This window comes from Flavihumibacter sp. UBA7668 (assembly GCF_002483205.1).
Taxonomy (GTDB): Bacteria; Bacteroidota; Bacteroidia; order Chitinophagales; family Chitinophagaceae; genus Flavihumibacter.
Genome location: NZ_DLHM01000007.1, coordinates 593,707 through 614,229, shown reverse-complemented (window position 1 = coordinate 614,229; position 20,523 = coordinate 593,707). Strand labels below are relative to the sequence as shown.

Below are 20,523 nucleotides of genomic sequence, written 5' to 3'. Positions count from 1 at the left end.
TTCACATGAAACTTGCCATAACAGCACGAGTGGGTGCAGTCTTGCTGATGTTTTGCTGCCTGCAGTCAGCGTTGCCGGTTGCCGCACAAACAACAGAGCAATCAGCAACTATTAAAGAAATCAGGGGACGCATCGTTAATAAGGAAAATCAGCCACTGGTTGGTGTTTCTATTGTGGTGAAAGGAACCGATCAGGGAACCGTTACCGATCAGGATGGCCGCTTCATACTTCGCGCCGCCGCCAATGCCCTACTGGAAATCTCCAATATGGGATTTGCAAATCAGGAACTGCAGGTTGCAGGAGTAACAGGAGCCATCACCATAACCCTGACCGAATCAGATGCCACACTGGACGGTGTGGTGGTAATAGGATACGGGTCTATTAAGAAAAAAGATGTAACCGGAGCCATTGCCAGTATTGACGGAAAGTCGTTGCAAAAGGCGATGACTTCCGACATATCTCAGGCATTAAATGGTCGGGTTGCCGGGGTGAATGCGATTAAATCTTCTAACCGTCCGGGTGCCGGATTTAATATTGAAATCCGCGGCGTCAATTCCTTCAATTTCAGCAATGAACCATTGTATGTTATCAATGGGGTGCCTTCCACCACCGGGATGCGGCATTTGAATTCAGCGGATATCGAATCTATTGAAATACTGAAAGACGCATCTTCTTCAGCCATCTATGGATCAAGAGGTGCCAACGGAGTAGTGATTATTACCACCAAAGGAGCCGGAAGAAGAGATGGTTTTGAAATCAACTACAATGGTTTTGCAGGCCTTAAAGCTGCAGCGCGCATACCTGATATGATTGGTTCGAAAGGTAATGGTCTGGAGTATGTTGATTATCGGGTAGCACTCTGGACCAATAAATATGGTCCCAGTTCTCTGAGTCGCCCTGATTTTTTAACCCCGGAAGAAAAAGAGCGGGTACGGTTTGGAGAATACTATGATTGGTCGAGAGAGGTGTTGAAAACCGGGATGATCAATAATCATAATATTTCTGCGTCGGGCGGATCAGCCAAAACCTCTTACACCTTCGGCCTTGGATACCTGGGTGAAGACGGTATTGTTGGCAGAGAAAAATTTGATCGCTTAACCGCTAATCTGGGATTGGAGCAGCGCTTTAATTCTTCCATCAAAATGGGCTTCAATACCTATGCTTCCAAAGTAAAAATTGATGAAGGTTCTTCTGAAGCATTGATTAATGCCTATTTTATTCCGCCGATTGTGAGTCCATATGATAAGGATGGCAACCTGCTGTTTCGCGCACAACCAACTTCCAGTAAAGTGAATCCGCTGATGGATATGCAGAATGATATCAGGCAGCGGGATGAAACCTATCTCAATGTAATGGGCTATCTGGAGGTGACACCTATTAAGGACATCAGTTTCAAAACACAGGTAGCCATGCAATACGATGCATACACCTACGGTACGTTCAAAGGCACTATGACGCAGGCAAAAGCAGGCGTTAATCCGGCGGAAGCATATAAGGGTACCGGTAGTAATATGAACTGGGTTTGGGATAATATTTTAACCGTACGCAAACAATTGGGAGAGGATCATAAATTCCATTTCATTGGCCTGTTTAGCATTCAGAAAGACCAGCATGAAGCAGCCGGAATGCGGGGAGATGGACTTCCTTATAACTCAGACTGGCATGCCATCCAAACAGCTGATCAGATCACCGATGTGACGTCCAATTACTGGGAATCTTCCCTGGTTTCATTTATGGGAAGACTCAATTATACGTTTAAGGATAAGTATCTTTTAACAGTAACCAACCGGTATGATGGTTCATCGCGACTGGCACCTGGTAACCGCTGGGGTATGATGCCTTCTGCAGCATTGGGATGGCATCTTTCCAGGGAAAATTTCCTACAACAGGCAGACTGGCTGAATGATTTGAAACTTAGGGTGAGTTATGGACTAACCGGGAATAACAATGTTCGGCATGATGTTACACAAACTCGTCTGGCCATGTCGAGATATAATTTCGGAAATCTCGGTATCAACGGATTTGGACTGGGTGGAGAAATTGGTAATCCAAACCTGAAATGGGAAATGACTTCAGAATGGAATGCAGGGCTTGATTTCAGTTTGATGAAAAACCGAATCAGTGGTACGGTAGATGTGTACAAACGAATTACCCGGGATCTCATTTTTGAACGCCGAGTAGCCAATGTAAATGGTTATTCTTCTTATCTGGAAAATATAGGATCCACTTCCAATCAGGGAGTAGAGCTAGGATTGAATACCATCAACATAGCCAGTAAAAACTTCACCTGGAGAACCAATTTAACTTTTAGCCGTAACCGAAATAAAATTGTAGATCTCTATGGCGATAAAGCCAGTGATGTGGCTAACCGCTGGTTTATCGGACAACCGATTCGGGTAATCTATGATTATCAGTTCGAGGGTATCTGGCAGGAAAATGAAAAAGACCTTGCCGCCGTGTTAGGTAAGGCACCCGGACATATAAAAATTCAGGATGTCAATAACGATGGAAATTTTGATGAACGCGATATGAAAGTATTGGGTTCACCAAATCCGGATTGGACGGGCGGTATGACCAATACCATTACCTATAAGAATTTTGATTTCTCTGTATTTGTTTATGTACGCAAAGGTGGTTTGTACAATGATCAGTTTACTTATATGTTCACTGCCTGGGACAATGAGCATTGGAATAAACTGGATGTCAATTATTGGACACCGGAGAACGGAAGCAATGAGTATCCGGGAATTGGAGCTGTTTCCTTACACACACAGGTATTGGGACATGTAAGTGGAAACTTTGTAAAAATCCAGAATATAAACCTGGGATATACCTTCAATCAGTCAGCCATTTCAAGGCTTAAAGCAAAACAACTAAGAGTATATACGACGGTTCAGAATCCGTTTACAATTACAAAGTATAAAGGATTTGATCCTGAATCCATTGGAGAAAACCCCTACAGCAATTTATCTGTCATGCCCATTATGTACACACTGGGTGTAAATCTAACCCTCTAATCCAAAAAATTAGCAACAATGAAATCATTCAAAAAAATGCTGGTCGGTCTGGTGGTGAGTGGCACCCTGATGGCTGGTTGCAATAAAATTCTGGATACTAAAAATCCATCCTATACCACGGATGATTTTTTCAATACCAAACAGGGAGTTGAAAAATTGCTGGTAGATGTATACAGCAAACTGAGGGGGCATTACAATACTGCCAAGATTCAATATTGGGGAACGGATATTTATCTGGCTGCAGATGATAATCCGGATGCCCGAATGTTCAATGCCTATGACAATACATTTAACAGCACCGCAGGTGTGGTTGGAGGATATTGGAATAACCTGTATAAAATGATACAGGAAACCAATATTCTGTTGAATCGCATGAAGCCGGAAATGGAGGGATTAAGTGCTGGCGAATACACCACCATGCAGGCCGAGGCAAAATTTTTGCGGGCGCTTGCATATTATTACCTCGTAGAAACATTTGGTCCTGTGCCCTTGCTGATTGAAGAATCAACCACTCCTATTACAACTGTAACGAGGCAGCCGGAAGCCGATATCTACAGCTTTATGCTTGAAGAATTAACGGCAATTCAGGATCACCTGCCGATGAAGCCAACACAAACTGGCCGGGTAGGTAAAGGAGCGGTGTATCAGTTGCTGGGTAAAATCTATTTGACCCGAGCCTATCGCAGTTATGGAAGCAGTTCAGATTTTACAACAGCCGCCGGATATTTTGATCAGATCATTAATGATGCAGGTAATACGTTTACCCTGCTTCCCAATTTTGCAAGTGTATTTGATGAAAATAATCAGGCAAACCGAGAAGTGATATTCTCTATACAATATACCAGTGATCGAAATTTTGTGGGTGGTGGAAATCCCTTGCAAAGCATGTTTGGGTTTTGCATAAACTGCTTTTATCCTTCCATGTTTATTGAAGCTCAAAAGGATTATTCTTATATGCAGCGGGAATTCTGGATTAATCCACGGGTACATGAGTTGTTTGATCCGTCTAAGGACAGCCGTTATGAAGCCAGTTTTCAACGAAGTTTTACCATCAACAATCCGGATCATCCAAGATTGGGAGAGCCTGGTTTGTTTATGCCGGTTTGGAACGATGGTTCAGGTAACACAATAGGTGCTGAAGAATTTATTCCATTCAAAGACAATGAAGGAAATTATCTCTGGTACCCTCAATTGGCTTCCAATCCGGAATTAGCAAAGGGCTCAGATAAAATGCCGATTCTGAAAAAATTCAAGGATACAAAAATTCTGTGGACGGGTCCGGGTTCACGTGAAGCGGTAGTATACCGGTTGGCTGACACGTATTTACTTTCTGCAGAAGCGCATTTGGGTGCAGGTGCCACCAATACAGCGCTGGAGCGAATGAATGCAGTTAGAAGAAGAGCTGCTATTAATGATGAACTGCGGGATGATATGGAACTTTCTGATATTGATATGGACATCTTATTGGATGAAAGAGCCCGTGAATTGCTGGGAGAATATGATCGTTGGTTTGATCTTAAAAGAACAGGCAAACTGATAGAACGTACCCTTGCCAATAATCCGCAGGCGAAGGCAACCAATAATTTATCAGCCATCCATTTGCTGCGGCCAATACCTCAGGATGAAATCAACAAATTAAGCGGATTAACCCAAAACACCGGGTATTAATCCATGGCGCTCACCATTTAATCTGAAATAATGAAAAATATGATACTACTTGTTGGGCTGGCAGCTCTCACAACAGTTTCTGCCTGCCATAAATACGATCGGCCAAATCCGGGTGACAGGCCGGTAACAGACAGTACCTTTATTTACAACGAACAATACGATGCCGTTGCTGATAAAGGACAATATTGGATTCCCAAACAAAAAATGGGAAAGGATTACTGGCTGGTGGTGGACTCACGCAGTAATGACAATAATAGCAACAACAATAGTTTGCGCAATCATATACTGGCAGAATCGATTATCGGAGTAACCGCGCTTGCGGTGAACGAAGGCAGAAGTGAAACCATGGTATGGACCCAGGATCCCAATTCAAACTATACGGAAGTGGCAAAAAGACTGGGGATGTCACATATAGGCAACCAATCTACCTGGGAATTAATTCAACACCATGGTAACGTAAAAAGCCATATTGAAGGATATATACTTTGTGATGTAAATAAACAGGAAAGTATATCTGCTGCAACCGTAGCAGCCCATGTTTATCGTTCAATAATTGTGGATGTGGAATATGAACAGCGGGTGAAAGACCTTGGTTATACCATGAAATATGATGCAAGGGAAAAAGGTCCGCAGGACGCCTGGACGGAATTCAAAGACCAGTGCAATAAAAATGCGATGGTACTTATGCCAACTCTAACCGGAAATCAGAAAGGTTATGCCATTGCACATAAACTGATGCTGATGAATTTAAATAAGGAATATGCCAATCCGGCTGCCGGAAATAATAATGCTTTGTTTGAGGAGGTGCTGAATTCACTTCAACCCTTATCTCCTGTATTGGGATGGGAACAGGGACTTGATGAAAAAGCTTTTGTGGAGAAGGTATCGAAATCCGGAAACCTGATGGTGCCGTTCGACTGGGCCTGGAATGCTACGATGATGTCGGCTGATTATGAGAGCAAGATCTCAGGACTTGCCAAGGTAACCAACCCGCAGTTTATCAACTATGATACCACTAAATCATACGCAAGTTTTCTGTTGTCAGATGGGGACAATGTTATGTGGATGATGAATGATTTCAATAATTCCTCCTATTATGGAAACGCAGGTGCTGGTGACATTAATATGAGTTTTGGATTACCAATTGCAAATCTGGCGATGCTGAGTCCGATTCAACTGGATCGCCTATTGGCAGCACAACATCCAAAAACATCCATAGTAGAATACGGTGGCGGTGGATATTATTATGCGGATAATTTTGCGGAGAATAAGGATCGTTCAGGTTTGCTAAGACAATTGGCGGATAAAGTGAGTCATCATATGCGGCAACATCGCACAAAGGTATTGGGACTTTTTTGTGATGATGTGAAATCCGAAAAAGCGAAAGAAGCGTTTCAGGCGTTTATAAGTCAGAATGATCAGCTTACCGGTGTGATAGCTGTGCAATACACACCTTATGCAGGTGGAAATGGAGATGTGATGTGGTTTGAAAACAGTCAGGGTATTCAGATTCCTGTGGTTACTGTTCGGTATTCAATCTGGAATCATGGTAACCGCAATAACAGCAATGAAGGAACGCCGGCGTATATAGCTTCCAAATTGAATGAGTTGGCTGCCGCACAATCGGGCAATGCCAGTGCAGTAATCGTACATGCCTGGTCTTCGTTTAAAAATATTGGCAGTTCAGCGGATCTGTTGGAGGAAAATAATGGCGGATCGGTGCGAGGTGTGGACCCTGCCCGCTGGTGCGCCGAACGGTTGAATGAAAACACAAGGGTTGTGAACGTAGAAGAAATGATCTGGCAGCTTCGTATGAAAAAACAGCCACAGCAAACGACGGAAATTTTAAAGAAATACTTTTAGGGGTTGGCTGACCCATGTGTATTTGCGGTACCTAAATACGCAAGGGTCAGCTTTTTCAATCTTTAATTTGCAGGAGATTCAACAAGCTCAGGCTCATAGTTTTGACCGCACCTTCAATTGAAGGATCAAAATCCGGCGCAAACCGCGGAGAGTGCAAAGAGGGGAGTTCCATCGCCCCCGAAAGGGCCAATTTCTTCCGCTCGGGAGTTACCGTTCCTAACCACATGATATAGGAAGGAATACGCTGCGCTTGCTGCCCGTATACCCCAAAATCTTCCCCTATCATTACCGGTGCTACGGTGGCAATGGCCGAATCTCCCAGCTGCCGCTGCAAATTGGCGCGAAGCCGGGCGCCGAGAGCGGGATCATTGTAAACGGATGGAATCGACATATCCAGTAAGTTATAAACAGGCAAACGGGTACTGTCCAATCCGGCTGCCAGGGCCAGGTTATTTCCGATTGTTTTGATGCGATCAAAAATCAATTGGCGCGCCTCTTTGCTGAAAGAGCGGATCGTAAGTCGTAGCTCCACCTGATCCGGTACAATATTGCCCACTGTGCCTCCCTGAATGGCGCCTACGGTAACCACTGCGTTTTCTGTAGTGGGCAGGTTACGGCTCACGATTGTTTGCATTGCCAGCACATATTGCGATGCAAGCACCACCGGATCAATGGTTTTATTGGGCATGGCCCCGTGTCCGCCTTTTCCGAAAACCGTAATATTCAGCATATCCACCGCCGCCATTGAATAGCCATCACAAAAGCCCGCTTGTCCGGCTAACAATTCCGCATGATCATGTAAAGCGATTTGAGCCATGGGCACCGGTAGTTTTTTATAGTTTGCGGAGGCGACCACTTTTTTGGCTCCCTGCCCGGTTTCCTCGGCAGACTGCGCCAGCAATACCAGTGTGCCCGACCAGGATTTTTTCAATTGGGTCATTATCTGTGCGGTTCCCAGCCAGCTGCTCATATGCAGATCATGCCCACAGGCATGCATGGCAGAATTGGTGCTGGCAAAAGGCAGTCCGGTTAATTCTTTCAATGGTAATCCATCCATATCGGTACGGTACAGAATAGTGGGACCATTTCCATTCTTTAGCACAGCCGCAAAACTTTGATAACCCAGTGAATCAACCAATTCCCAGCCCAATGCTTTCATCTCTTTTTTCAAAAAGGCAGCAGTCTGGATTTCTTTGGTACTTAGTTCCGGATTGGCATGCAGGTATTGATACCAGGCAGAATAGGTATGCTGCTTCTCTTTTATAGAATTTTCCAACTGGGATAAGTTGAGCTGGGCGGAAACGGGAATACTTAAAATTAATCCAAAAAAAAGAATCGATACTGCTTTATAAGCCATCTGCATGTCATGTAATTATTGTCTAAAGTTATCTACTTTGAAAACTTGAACTGGTTCATGTTGTTTAATCTGTAGCTCGAGGAACTTGCAGACGCAAATAAAAGTATATGAAATTCAATAATATTAAGATCAAATCACCTGATCCGGAGAGGCTGCTGGAATTTTATCGGGATCAATTGGACCTGCTGCAGGAACCAATTGAAAATGGTGTAAAGATTAAGATTGGTGCCTCCAGACTGACTATAGAAAAGGGAATAAAAAACCCGGATCAGCGCTATCATTTCGCATTCAATATTCATCCTGCTTTATACGGCGATGCCATTCAGTTTCTGCATGAAAAGAAAATACCCCTGATTTTAAACAATGGCCAGGAGGAAATTGACTTCCCCGACTGGAATGCCTATTCCGTTTATTTCAGAGATCCGGATGGAAACATTCTGGAATTTATTGCCCGATTCAATTTGGAAGACGGGCCGATTCCGGAGGAATTCAACCCTGCCTCCATCTGGAATATTAGTGAGGTGGGTCTTCCTGTTGCGAATAATGAAGCATTTGTAAGGGCTGTTCAGGAACATACGAATGCTCCTGTTTGGAAGTCCTACGGACCCGGTTTTCAGGCCCTGGGCGATGAGGAAGGGTTATTGATTGTTTCCTCCATTGGCCGAAACTGGTTTCCTACCACAGACCCGGCTGTTGCGCTTTCGCTCACCGTTGAAATGGATGGCAAGGGAACCGATTTTACCTACGACGATATGCAGTTTACATTTCTGGCGGCTCAATAAGTGAAGGTCAGTCCCGCTCCCCAGCTCATATCACTGTCATAATGGGTGGAGACGGATATATATTTCGTTGCGATATAACGGAATCCGGCCATGTATTCTTTATCACTGTTCACCAGCAAATTCATTCGAAGGCGACTGCTGATAGGAATATCTTCCCGTCCCAACTGAACACGAACCCTTCCATCTGTATCAATACGGGCGTCCGCGCGCAGCAACATGGGCAGCAGGTATTGTACTCCGAAACAGACTGCTGCACGCTGGTCTTTTGTATTCGCCTGGCCGAATATATTTTTCTCCGGCTCGGAATCCTTGCGATAGCGCCAGTCGAATCCGACATAGGGCATCAGGAACTGTCGTTTACCAATCAGGCGACCGATATGCACTTCATTTTCAAATCCCTTTCGGGCATTCAGGCCCAGTCGCCATTCAGTTTGCAGTAACCAGCGGGTATTGGCCAGCATGATTTCCCCATCCGATCCGTTGGACTCCAGCCCTATTTGTGCACCCAGATAAAAACGACGGTCATCGCGATATACTTTTTTCAAAGCCTGTTTCGCATCGGGTAATTGCGGATTGGGTGGGGTGTTTTCATAGGTAAAAATTCGCCCCATGCCCGCCATCATATGATAAAGTATGTGACAATGAAAATACCAGTCGCCGTATTCTTCGGATGCATGAAATTCAATGGTATCCGTTTCCATCGGCATAATATCCAGCACGGTTTTCAGGGGTGCTTGTTCACCCTGTCCATTTACAACCCGGAAAAAATGGCCATGTAAATGCATGGGGTGTCGCATCATGGAATTATTCTTTAAAATGATGCGGATATTTTCGCCTTTGCGGATTAGAATTTTATCGGATTCTGAAATTGTTTTATTGTCCATCGTCCAAACATATCGGTTCATGTTGCCTGTTAGTTCAAATAATAGTTCGCGAACGGGGCCGGCGGGCAGGGTGGTGTTGGCCGGTGCTTTCAGCATGGCATAATTCAGGGTTATCAGTTGTTGATTGCTGTCAGCAATTTCGAGGTACATGACCGTATTCATATCCATCTGCTGCAGGCTCATGTTCATGCCCATATCATGCATACTGCCATCTGCATTGGTCATATCGTTCATCATCTTCATGCCGGCGAAATAATTGAGTCGCCCCAATCCGGGTGCAGCATGTGTTTCTCCTTCACCCAGCCAGATACTGGTATAATTGGTGCGGTCTTCAGAAATGGCTCTGAATTCAAATGAGCCGTTTTCCGGGAGCACCACTTTAACATCATAGGTTTCCGATACACCTACTATCAACCGATCCACTTCCACGGGTTCTACGGGTTGTCCGTCTGAACCCACCACCCAAATTTTACCACCGGCAAACTGCAACCAGAAATAGGTGGAGGAACTTCCGTTGATCACCCTCAGGCGAATGGTATCACCGCCTTTGAGATCTTTTCTATAATCGGCCGGTTTACCATTGGTGGTTAATAAATCGTAATAGACATCGCTAACATCCATCGCCAGCATACGTTTCCATTCATTTTCCAGTTTGGTACCCAATTGTTTTTCACGGATAGCCTGCGCATAGTTTTGCGTTGCTTTCTTTTTGATGGCATACCAGTCGGTTGCGAAATGTAAGGATCGTTCTACCTGATGCGGATTTTCATTGGTCCAGTCGCTCAGCAGTACGACCTGTTCTTTTTCTTCCGGAGCATTTTTGGGATGAATGACAATAGCGCCATACATACCGGATTGCTCCTGCAACATGGTATGTGAATGATACCAGTAGGTACCGTTTTGTTTGATAGGGAAACGATAGATATGCGTTCCTCCAGATTTGATGGGCGCTGTTGTAAGATAGGGCACACCATCCTGTTCGTTGGGAAGTATCAGTCCGTGCCAGTGAATGGAAGATTCCATATGCATTTCGTTGTGCACATGAATTTCTGCAGTATCACCTTCAGTGAAATGCAGGGTAGGACCCGGAATGGTTCCATTAATGGCAATAGCCCGGGCCTTTTTATTGGTGTACTGCACGAGACTGTCTGTTAGGTATAGGTGCAGCACAATTTTATTACCGATTTCCGTACGAAAAGGCAGGCGGCTGGTGGAGTTCGTGTTATGGTGCTGGGCCATAACACGAACGCCTATTATCATTGAGAAAACCAACAGGAGGAGACGCATGATCTTTTTATTGAAGGGTGTCTGTAATGGATCCGCAGGTTAACATGGTAGCACCGTAATAAGGATTTTTAATCGCTTTATCAGCGCTGAGCCAGTAGGTTTTTTTCATGGGACAATAGTCAACATAAATAGCCTGGTTATCGAGTTTGGCTGCTTTGGCAAACAGGATCATGGTATTGGAGAAAGGAGCAAAGTCTTTTCTCTGGCTGTTGATATCTGCACTTGCTGCAATTTTACCTGCATCCTTCAATAAGGCATCTTTGAAAGGTTTGATTTCATTCAAAGGCGATTGATTGACCAGTTTGATAAAATAACCGGCCTGCTCCGCAGCTTTTTTTGCATTACCCTGAACGAGTACATCTTTCAACTGGTAATAGGCAGATAATAATTCATTCCGACTTTCCTGGGCCTGTACAGCCATTACACTGAACCCGGAAATTGCCATGGATAATAGAAAATTTTTCATGATTTATATTTTTTCAGCTTTATAACCGGCATCTTCCAGTGCTTTGATAATGCTGGCAGAAGTTATATTTTCTGAATTGGGAATAGTAAGCACTTTGGCAGGATCCTGAAGATCCACTTCCCAGTTTTTTTGTCCTGCGGTTTCATTTAAGAAAGGTGTTACTTTTTCGATACAACCACTGCATTTGATGGTGGTTTTAAATTGTAGTTTGTCCATTTTTTAAGTTTTAAATGTTTGATAATTTCAATCGTAAACTATTGCCGACAACACTTACGGAGCTCAGCGCCATAGCGGCTCCGGCAATCATTGGGTCTAAAAGGAAACCGTTGAAGGGATATAGTATTCCCGCTGCAATCGGGATGCCAATAATATTATAGATGAATGCCCAGAAAAGATTTTGGCGGATGGTAGCCACTGTTTTTCGGGAAAGTTTCAGGGCTTTTGGTATGCTGTTCAGATCAGAACCAATAAGGGTCATTTTGGCAACATCCATAGCGATATCAGATCCCTTTCCCATGGCGATACTGACATCTGCCTGAGCCAATGCATGACTGTCGTTAATGCCATCTCCAACCATCGCCACAACCTTGCCTGCTGACTGAAGTTGCTGTATGAAAGCTGCTTTATCAGATGGCATCACTTCAGCCTTATAATTGGTCAGCTTAACTTCTTTTGCAATGGCAGCAGCTGTTTGTTGATTGTCGCCGGTTAACATATAGACTTCTATACCGGCATTTTGCAGGGTTAGGATAGCCAGAGCAGAACCGCTTTTAATTTGGTCGGCTATCGCCAGAATTGCAACAGCTTTTTTATCCTCTGCAAAAACGATCACTGTTTTGGCTTTTTTCTGGAGAGATTCGATTAAGGTTTCCTGTTCTTTGACAAATTGAACTCCTTGCTGGTCCATTAATCTCCGGTTACCGATGGTATATTGTTTTCCATTTACCTGTGCCTGAATTCCCATACCGGTGATACTGGTCGTTTTATCAAGCGGAATGGTTTTTATTCCTTCTTCTTCCAGGAATTGAACTACGGCTTCAGCCAATGGATGTTCAGAAGATTTTTCGATGGAAAGTAATACTGATTTCAGATCTTCTGCATTAGTGCCGTTCAGGAATTGCAGGAAGTCCAGTTTGGGTTTGCCTTCTGTAATGGTTCCGGTTTTATCGAGCACAACAGCATTCACGGAATGGGCTAATTCCAGGCTTTCGGCATCTTTGATGAGGATATTATTTTCTGCCCCTTTACCAATACCTACCATGATTGCAGTGGGCGTTGCCAGGCCTAGTGCACATGGACAGGCGATTACCAAAACCGTAACGGCAGCAAGCAGGGCGTGTGTAAACGCATTATCGCCACCAAGCAGCAACCAGCTTACAAAACTCAGGAGGGCGATACCGATTACAATAGGTACAAATATCCCTGCGATTTTATCCACCATTTTTTGAACCGGTGCTTTGGATCCCTGGGCTTCCTGTACCATTTTAATAATTTGCGCCAACACGGTTTCTGCACCTACTTTTTCTGCTTTAAACCGGAATACGCTTTTCTGGTTGATGGTGCCTGCAAACACTTTTTCACCCGAATTTTTGAGAACAGGAACAGGTTCTCCGCTGATCATACTTTCATCCACATAGGAAGATCCGCTGGTAACAATTCCGTCAACAGGAATTTTTTCACCTGGTTTTACCAATAATACATTGCCTTTTTTTACTTCGCTGATGGGAAGTTCGCTGAACTGTCCGTCTTCCATAACGAGGGTTACCGTTTTAGGTTGTAATCCCATCAGTTTTTTTAATGCGGAGGAGGTATTTGATTTGGCTTTTTCTTCCAATAGTTTACCAAGGGAAATAAAAGCAATAACCACTGCGGCAGCCTCAAAATATACGTGGGCGTGCAGGCCTCTTGCATGCCAGAACTCAGGATAAATGGTGGTGAAGGCACTGAATATCCAGGCTACACCAGTGCTTAGGGCAACGAGGGTGTCCATATTGGCTTTTTTATGACGGGCCTGTTTCCATGCGTTGATAAAAAAAGAGCGACCGAAATAGAACACAACGGGTGCAGAGAGCAGGAGCATAATCCAGTTACCATAGGGCATATCCATAAAAAACATTCCGATCACAACAATTGGAACAGAAAGAAGGGATGCCCAGGTGGTTCGTTGTTTTATGGCTTTAAAATGCTCCTGCTGGGAGGCTTCCTGAATTTCCTGTTGATTTTCCTTTTCAATAACCAGATCGTATCCGATTGATTGAACCGTTTGGCGGAATTGTTCAGGTCCGGTTATTGCCGGATCGTAGCTTACCCAGGCAGACTGGTTGGCATAATTGACGCCCGCATCGGATACACCGGCTACCGACTTCAGCATGGATTCCACACTCACCGCACAGGCAGCACAGGTCATCTCCAATACAGGATAGCTTTCTTTTTTAAGTAGAACCGACATAGATCTGAATTTAGGTGCGTTTGCTAATAGGGCAAAGGTCCGCCCCCCTGCAGGATCTATTGTTATACAATCACCAGTATCTGTTATATAATTATTGGCCTACCTGATCGAGCGGTTTGCGCTTGTTTTCCCGCAATTGTTTGAAATGGGTGGGGGTGAGTCCGGTTATTTTTTTGAACTGCAGCGAGAGGTGCTGCACACTGCTATAACCCAACTGATCAGCAATTTCGCTCAATGAAAGCTCATCATAAAGAAGTAATTCCTTGGCGCGTTCAATTCTTTGTGCAATAACATACTTTTCAATGGTAATTCCTTCAATGGAAGAGAAAAGGGAAGAGAGGTAAGAATAATCGTGGTGTAATTCTTCGGCAAGCAGGACCGATATTTTAGTGTTTAGTTCTGCCTGTTCCTTGTTATGGATTAGCTGAAGTAGAACGGTCTTGATTTTTGAAACGAGGGTTGATTTTTTATCATCCAGTAATTCGAAACCAAGCGCATCCATCGACAAACGAAAATTCTCCAACTGTTCTGTCGTAGGAATGGTAGAAAGCTCTACTTCTCCCAACTGAATTTGCCGATAGGATAAATTTTGTTTATCCAGTTCCTGCCGTACCACCAGGATACAGCGATCACAAACCATATTTTTAATAAATAACTGCATGTGTGGTTTTGCAAAACTAAATCATTGTATTTTAGGATTATGCTAAAGATTGACGCGCATCATCATATATGGGACTATGATCCCGTTTTACATGCCTGGATTGATGATTCCATGGCAGTTATTCAACGTAGTTTTTCACCGGCTGATTTTGAACCGATAATACGGGAGGCAGGAATAGATGGAACCGTGCTGGTGCAGGTAAATCAGAACCAGGAAGAGAATTATTTGTTTTGTGATGCGGCGGATCGCGCACCGTTTATCAAAGGGGTAGTTGGATGGGTAGATTTGCCTGCTGCGGATTTATCCGAACAGTTAACAGAGTTAAAAAAAATGCCTAAGCTGAAAGGCTTCCGGCATATAGCGCAGGCTGAGCCGGCAGATTATTTGAGCCGGCCAGAAATAATAAAAGGGATTAAGGAGTTAGGCAAGCATGGATTTACCTATGATATTTTAATTAAACCTGATCAGATGGATGCGGCTATTGCATTGGTTAAAGCCTGTCCCGATCAGCCATTTGTGCTGGATCATATAGCGAAGCCCTATATTAAAGCGGGTGATATTGCAGGCTGGCGGGAAAACATGTACAGAATGGGAGAGATGGAAAATTTGTATTGTAAAATTTCCGGTGTAATAACAGAAGCTGACTGGCAGCATTGGACTGCCAGTCAGATCTATCCTTATTTTGATGTGGCATTGGAGGCATTCGGAGCCAAACGGCTTTTATTTGGCAGCGACTGGCCGGTTTGTCTGGTTGCAGGTTCCTATAAGCAGGTGGTTGATCTCGCAGGAAACTATGTTCAGTCATTAAGTTTGGATGAACAGGCTGCTTTCTGGGGAGGTAATGCCAATCGGTTTTACAAACTTAGTTCCTGATCAGCAGTTCCTTTATTTTGTTGGAAAGGAAATGCGCGAAAGGAGGGTCTACATCCGACAGAATTATAACGTTATAACCTGAGATGGTGTAGATATTCAACTCGGTACATACTTTTATATATCCCCCACTGTGTCCAATTATATGTTCTGTTCCTATTTGAGCATGTTCGGATCCTAGTCCATATTCTTCGTTGAATGTATAGGTGAGTAATTCTTTGGTACTTGATTTGTTGAGTAAAGTGCTGTTGCGAAGGGCCTGACTGAAATTGTTCAGATCCTGAACGGTGGACTTACCACCACCTGATCCGTTTTGAACACTTGTTTCGTTCATACCAGCCGGCCTGAATATATGTTGCACAAGGTAGTCTTCATAGTTTTGATGTGATAAGGTGGAAACTAAAACTCCGAGCCATGCAAACCCGTTATTGCTATACTGCCACTTGCTTCCCGGAGCAAAACGGACCTGATCCGATTCAAGCAGCGGAAGGAAATCTGCATCAGTTTTGAGGCTTGCTTTCAATTGTTCATATTCCGGGTGCTGAAAGAAATCACCCAAACCTGAACTATGGGTTAATAATTGCCGGATAGTGATGGAACGAATGGCTGCATTTTTTATAAAGGGAAGGTGTTTTGCAAGGGAATCATCGAGCGCAAGTTTACCCTCGTCCCGCAGTTGAAGAATTGCAACAGCAGCAAAAAGTTTACTAAGAGAGGCAAGTCCGTATAAATTCGTCTGACCGATTTTTTTCTTGTAGACCGGCACATTATTTTTTGTAATTAGTATTTCACCGGAGAAGGGTTGAAGTTTGGTTGCAAGGTAATTGTCGATCTGCTTTTGAATAGTTTCAGTTGAAAGAAGACCCTGCTGCATAAGTTCCGTGCTGAACCGGTGTGGTTGTAAGGTGCGGTCTTTAAATTGGGTATTTGTATTGGTGTATACCATTATTTTCCACCAGCCATCAAATTGTCTGTCTTTAGCCAGGATTTGTACTGAGCTGTCAGAAATGGGATTTATTTTAACAGTTTCTAAAGCACCGACCCCACGAGCGCCATTTTTGAAGCCCTGAAGTTTGCGAAGCTTTAAAGCTTGTTCCCAATTTGCCTGATCCAGCCATTGGTTATATAGCAGGGTATCGGTATTGTTATGCGCTGTAATGTAAGCCTGGGCCAGGGTTTGAAGTTGTGAAATCTTATCGGTTGTTTGTGCAAAACAGGATAAGGAGAGGAATAAACCAAGGGCCGGGAAGATGTTTTTTTTCATGGTAAATGATGTAGTTGATTTTAGTGACTGGCAGGTATGACTACAATCATTCCAATTTGGTTACCCGGCAAGTTATCATGCCATAAAAAAATCGTATCTTTTTCTTCCACAAAATCAGTGGTATGAAAAAGAAAAACAACAATTGTTTGCAGTATGCGATCTGGATTGATTTACAAAAAGCGGTAATAGCGTGTAAGGATGAAGAAGGCAGTGTTAGCACGGAATCACTTCAATCAGAAATTGATACGCGTGTTCGTTTTGATGGCGAAGGTTCGAACAAGAACCGTTTGTTTGGTGCTAAATTGAATCAGGAGAAGCATGCCCAAAATAAGCTACAGCAGCAACGGAAAGCATTTTTAAAGGAAGTAGTGGGAAAATTAGCGAAGGTTGAGTCAGTAATAATTTTAGGTCCGGCTGACACCAAATATGAATTACACAAGGAGATGGAAAAGAAAAAATCCTTATCGAATGTACCGGTTCAGGTGAAATCGGCGGACAAGATGAAATTACATGAATTAAAAGCGGTATTAAACCCTGTCCCCCCGCCGAGATCCGTTGGCCGAGTGCCAAGATCCAAATAAATCTTTTGAAATGGGCAGGATCTGAACCTGTTCCTCCGGCAATACCTGGTATCCAAAATCGTAACAGACGAAAAGGGGTACCGGGTTTTTTAGGTCGATCACTTCGGTATGATACTTAAACTGAAATCCTTTATACACCAATACTTCTTTGGAAACGGTGTAATCGGGCGCTGCCTGTTCGTAAATATCTGCCAGTATATTCCTGTTTCTTCTTAATGCGTAATTGATTGTTTTAATCAGGTTGGCAGAAGAATGTTCCAGCTTGTTATTGTAGGCATTTCTGCAGATAGAGTCGCAGAATTTTTTATCGGATCTGCCCCGGAGGGCATCCTTGCACCAGAGGCAGTTGCGGAGGGGTTCTATAGAATGCATTGTTTAATTTTTTTCCAAAATACCCTGATCCGATTTTCCAAACAAGCGTTTAATAACGGTATTCTTATGATTTAAACACTTATCAGTCGTTTAATTTTCTCCTTTCCAATCAAATTTACACGCTGCTTTATCAAAGAAGCAGAAACTGATTCTTTAACAAGGCGGGCGGAATGCCTGCAACAAAAACCGAGTTATGAGTGAGAAGAACAATCGTGTGTTTCTGATTGGACATTTAGGATCCAATCCGGAAATCAAGGAAACAACAACCGGAAAAAAAGTGGCACATTTTAAAATTGCAACCAATGACAATTATCAGAATGGCCAGGGTGAGCGGGTGACAGAAACGCAATGGCATAATCTGATAGCCTGGGGAAAGTTGGCGGAGAGAGTAGAAATGGAGGTACGTAAGGGAGCAGAGATTTCAGTGGAGGGGAAAATCTCATACCACAATTATGTGGATAGTGATGGGCTTAAACGCTATGTAACTGAAATTACGGTGTTTGATTTTAGTGTGATCCGCCAGCCTAAAAAGGTCGAGGCCTGATTTGTGAGATGATCTGTAGCTTTACGGCGATGACAAGTCACGACAGTACAAACAGGCCATTGGATCTTGCCATGCGTTTTATACTTCATACCCACCGCTCTGTATTTCTTACAGGGCGGGCGGGTACTGGTAAGACGAGCTTTTTAAAGACCATTAGGGAATTATGCAGTAAAAAGATGGCAGTGGTTGCACCTACCGGTGTAGCGGCGATCAATGCAGGGGGTGTAACCATGCATACTTTTTTTCAATTGCCGCTGGGGGCTTTTGTCCCTTCCGGCTCTATTCCCGATTCAGGAGAGCAGTTATTTAATAATAAAGCGAGTATGCTGCGAAATCTTCGTTTCTCACAACCGAAACGGGATTTGTTTCAGGAGCTCGAGTTATTGGTAATAGATGAAGTGAGCATGGTGCGTGCCGATCTGCTGGATGCGGTGGATGCAGTATTGCGATTTATCAGAAAAAAACCACAGCTGCCATTTGGCGGAGTTCAGGTGTTGTTTATTGGTGATTTATGGCAGTTGCCTCCGGTTGTATCGGATAAGGAATGGGTTTTTTTAAAAGAGCATTATGCCAGTCCCTTTTTCTTTGATGCTGCTGTAATGAAGGAGGCACAGCCATTTGTGATTGAATTGAAAAAGATCTATCGTCAGACGGATCCGGTTTTTATTGAACTGCTGAATAAAGTGCGGAATAACCAGTTGGATCAGATCAGCTGGCATGCATTGCACGAACATTATCAGCCGGGATTTCAGTCGGGTAAGGAGGAGCATTATATAACGCTTAGTACACATAATAGTCGGGCTGATTCAATTAATCAGCAGGAGTTAAACCGGCTGGAAGGAAATCTGTTCCGGTACGAGGCTGAAATTTCGGGTGATTTTGGTGAAAAATCATATCCGGCTGAAGAGGTGCTGGAATTAAGGGTTGGTGCGCAGATTATGTTCATCAAGAATGATAAGGGAGAATTCCGTCGTTTTTATAATGGCAAGATTGGTGTGGTGGAGGCCCTGGACGATGAGCAGATTCAGGTCGGCTTTCCGGGAGAGGATGTTCCACTTATTCTTGAGAAGGAGACCTGGAAAAATATCCGGTACAAACTGGATAAAGCAAAGGATAAGATTGAGGAAGAAGAACTGGGAACCTTTTCCCAGTATCCTGTTCGGCTGGCATGGGCAATTACCATACACAAGAGCCAGGGATTAACCTTTGAAAAGGCGATAGTAGATGCGGGGGCAGCATTTGCACCCGGACAGGTATATGTAGCGCTCAGTCGGCTAACCGGGTTGGAAGGGCTGGTATTAAAAACAAGGATACCAATTTCTGCCATTCAGACGGATGAGCGTGTAATTTCCTTTACCGGATCGGAGTTGCCGGAATCTGCATTGGAGCAAGCCTTGTCTTCTGCAGAGCGGGAGTATGTGCTGGATTATTTTATTCAGTGCTTTAGTCTGGATGGATTGGAAACTTCGGCGGCCGACTGGTACCATGAAATTGAGAAAAAAACCAGTGTTTCCAAATGGGAGATGCTGGAAGCCTATCGGTTATTTCAGGAGAAAGTGCAAAAAATGCAGCAGGTTGCAGCCAAAACAGTCAATCATTTCAGGTCACAATTATTGAATAGTGAGGGAGCTAACGGTGATTATCTATTTCAACGTAGCAAGGATGCCGTCCAATACTTTGCGCCCTTTTTTAATGAGCTGATCAAATTGGTGGAAGAGCATGGGATAGCAATGAAAAAGGAACCCCGGTTAACCAAGTACCAGCGGGAACTGAACCAGTTAATGGAGGCGATCGATCTACGCAGGAAAAAAATGGAGCAGGTGGTTCCAATTGCAGAAGGGTTAAAAAATATGCTTCCGACAAATGAGATCAGTGATCTGATACAAGGCCTGGGAAAGAGGAAAGTCGAAACAAAAAATAGTGAGGAGAAAAAAGTAAAAAAAGAGGGGCCCAAAGAACCCCGGAAAGAGCCGGGATCTTCAGTAAAAGAAAGTCTGGATTTATGCAAACAGGGAATGAGCATACGAGAAATTGCGGAAATCAGGCTGTTTGCCATCTCAACAATAGAGGGTCATTTGGTTAAGGGAATATTGCAGGGCGATCTGGAGCCGCATTATCTGGTGAGCGAGGAAATTAGATCGTTGGTTAAGGCAGGTGTGGAAAAATTGGGGTCAGCGCAGTTAGGGCCATTAAAGGAGCATTTGGGAGATTCCATCAGTTATACCCAAATCAAGGCAACTCTTGCTTATAGTTCCTGGCTTCAGGAACAAGAGTCGGTAAAGGAATCGAAAAAACAAGTGTAAACTGCTGATAATCAATTAACCTGTTGTTTTAGGGAGCAGTGTGCCTGCAGAATGAAAGTAAAAAATAGTTGGATCGAATACACTAAATCGTATATTTGCGATATACATATAAAAGATCAGAAGCCTTTTGTTTTGACTCTACTCATCGTAATAAA

Annotated in this window: 16 protein-coding genes; 8 read left to right on the top strand and 8 right to left on the bottom strand. The window is 43.7% G+C overall.

The annotated features are described in order from the left end of the window. The first annotated feature begins 5 nt into the window (after positions 1–5). From B2746_RS20115 to B2746_RS20105, 3 genes are read left to right on the top strand one after another with little or no spacing between them, the layout of a single operon-like run. Positions 6–3,017: a SusC/RagA family TonB-linked outer membrane protein gene (locus B2746_RS20115; RefSeq protein ID WP_290798174.1), complete on the top strand. Its 3,012-nt coding sequence runs from the start codon at positions 6–8 to the stop codon at positions 3,015–3,017. Between the two features lie 18 nt (positions 3,018–3,035). Further along, positions 3,036–4,685, top strand: a complete 1,650-nt coding sequence (locus B2746_RS20110) for a RagB/SusD family nutrient uptake outer membrane protein (protein WP_290798171.1) — start codon at positions 3,036–3,038, stop codon at positions 4,683–4,685. Positions 4,686–4,715: 30 nt separating this feature from the next. Beyond that, positions 4,716–6,548 (top strand): GxGYxYP domain-containing protein, encoded by a 1,833-nt coding sequence (locus B2746_RS20105; RefSeq protein WP_290798168.1) that lies wholly within the window; start codon positions 4,716–4,718, stop codon positions 6,546–6,548. 55 nt (positions 6,549–6,603) lie between these two features. Here B2746_RS20105 and B2746_RS20100 read toward each other — a convergent pair whose 3' ends face one another. Beyond that, positions 6,604–7,911 (bottom strand): M20 metallopeptidase family protein, encoded by a 1,308-nt coding sequence (locus B2746_RS20100; RefSeq protein ID WP_290798165.1) that lies wholly within the window; start codon positions 7,909–7,911, stop codon positions 6,604–6,606. Positions 7,912–8,012: 101 nt separating this feature from the next. Between B2746_RS20100 and B2746_RS20095 the strand changes: the two genes are divergently transcribed. Continuing rightward, complete coding sequence (locus B2746_RS20095) at positions 8,013–8,687, top strand: VOC family protein (protein ID WP_290798162.1); 675 nt, start codon at positions 8,013–8,015, stop codon at positions 8,685–8,687. Here B2746_RS20095 and B2746_RS20090 read toward each other — a convergent pair. From B2746_RS20090 to B2746_RS20070, 5 genes are all read right to left on the bottom strand, one after another. Next, positions 8,681–10,858 carry a multicopper oxidase domain-containing protein gene (locus B2746_RS20090; protein WP_290798159.1) on the bottom strand — a complete coding sequence of 726 codons (2,178 nt, stop codon included), beginning with the start codon at positions 10,856–10,858 and terminating at the stop codon, positions 8,681–8,683. The genes B2746_RS20095 and B2746_RS20090 overlap by 7 nt on opposite strands. A gap of 7 nt (positions 10,859–10,865) precedes the next feature. Beyond that, entirely contained in the window at positions 10,866–11,324 is a 459-nt protein-coding gene (locus B2746_RS20085; RefSeq protein WP_290798156.1) for a DUF3347 domain-containing protein, read from the bottom strand. Positions 11,325–11,327: 3 nt separating this feature from the next. Further along, a complete protein-coding gene (locus tag B2746_RS20080) occupies positions 11,328–11,540 on the bottom strand; it encodes a heavy-metal-associated domain-containing protein (RefSeq protein ID WP_290798153.1) in 213 nt (70 codons plus the stop codon). 10 nt (positions 11,541–11,550) lie between these two features. Then, positions 11,551–13,773, bottom strand: a complete 2,223-nt coding sequence (locus B2746_RS20075) for a heavy metal translocating P-type ATPase (protein ID WP_290798151.1) — start codon at positions 13,771–13,773, stop codon at positions 11,551–11,553. Between the two features lie 91 nt (positions 13,774–13,864). Continuing rightward, positions 13,865–14,434 (bottom strand): helix-turn-helix domain-containing protein, encoded by a 570-nt coding sequence (locus B2746_RS20070; RefSeq protein ID WP_290798149.1) that lies wholly within the window; start codon positions 14,432–14,434, stop codon positions 13,865–13,867. Between the two features lie 39 nt (positions 14,435–14,473). Here B2746_RS20070 and B2746_RS20065 point away from each other — a divergent pair, with 39 nt between their 5' ends. After that, positions 14,474–15,307, top strand: coding sequence for an amidohydrolase family protein (locus B2746_RS20065; protein WP_290798147.1), 834 nt, complete (start codon positions 14,474–14,476; stop codon positions 15,305–15,307). On the opposite strand, the gene B2746_RS20060 is transcribed toward B2746_RS20065, so the two are convergent. Further along, positions 15,297–16,568: a serine hydrolase domain-containing protein gene (locus B2746_RS20060; RefSeq protein ID WP_290798144.1), complete on the bottom strand. Its 1,272-nt coding sequence runs from the start codon at positions 16,566–16,568 to the stop codon at positions 15,297–15,299. The two genes, B2746_RS20065 and B2746_RS20060, sit on opposite strands and share 11 nt — an antisense overlap. 122 nt (positions 16,569–16,690) lie before the next feature. Between B2746_RS20060 and B2746_RS20055 the strand changes: the two genes are divergently transcribed. Then, positions 16,691–17,149: a hypothetical protein gene (locus tag B2746_RS20055; RefSeq protein WP_290798141.1), complete on the top strand. Its 459-nt coding sequence runs from the start codon at positions 16,691–16,693 to the stop codon at positions 17,147–17,149. On the opposite strand, the gene B2746_RS20050 is transcribed toward B2746_RS20055, so the two are convergent. Then, positions 17,096–17,521 (bottom strand): hypothetical protein, encoded by a 426-nt coding sequence (locus B2746_RS20050; protein ID WP_290798138.1) that lies wholly within the window; start codon positions 17,519–17,521, stop codon positions 17,096–17,098. The two genes, B2746_RS20055 and B2746_RS20050, sit on opposite strands and share 54 nt — an antisense overlap. Positions 17,522–17,714: 193 nt before the next feature. Between B2746_RS20050 and B2746_RS20045 the strand changes: the two genes are divergently transcribed. Beyond that, a complete protein-coding gene (locus B2746_RS20045; RefSeq protein ID WP_290798135.1) occupies positions 17,715–18,065 on the top strand; it encodes a single-stranded DNA-binding protein in 351 nt (116 codons plus the stop codon). A gap of 29 nt (positions 18,066–18,094) precedes the next feature. Next, positions 18,095–20,368, top strand: a complete 2,274-nt coding sequence (locus tag B2746_RS20040; protein ID WP_290798132.1) for a helix-turn-helix domain-containing protein — start codon at positions 18,095–18,097, stop codon at positions 20,366–20,368. The last annotated feature ends 155 nt before the right edge of the window (positions 20,369–20,523 follow it).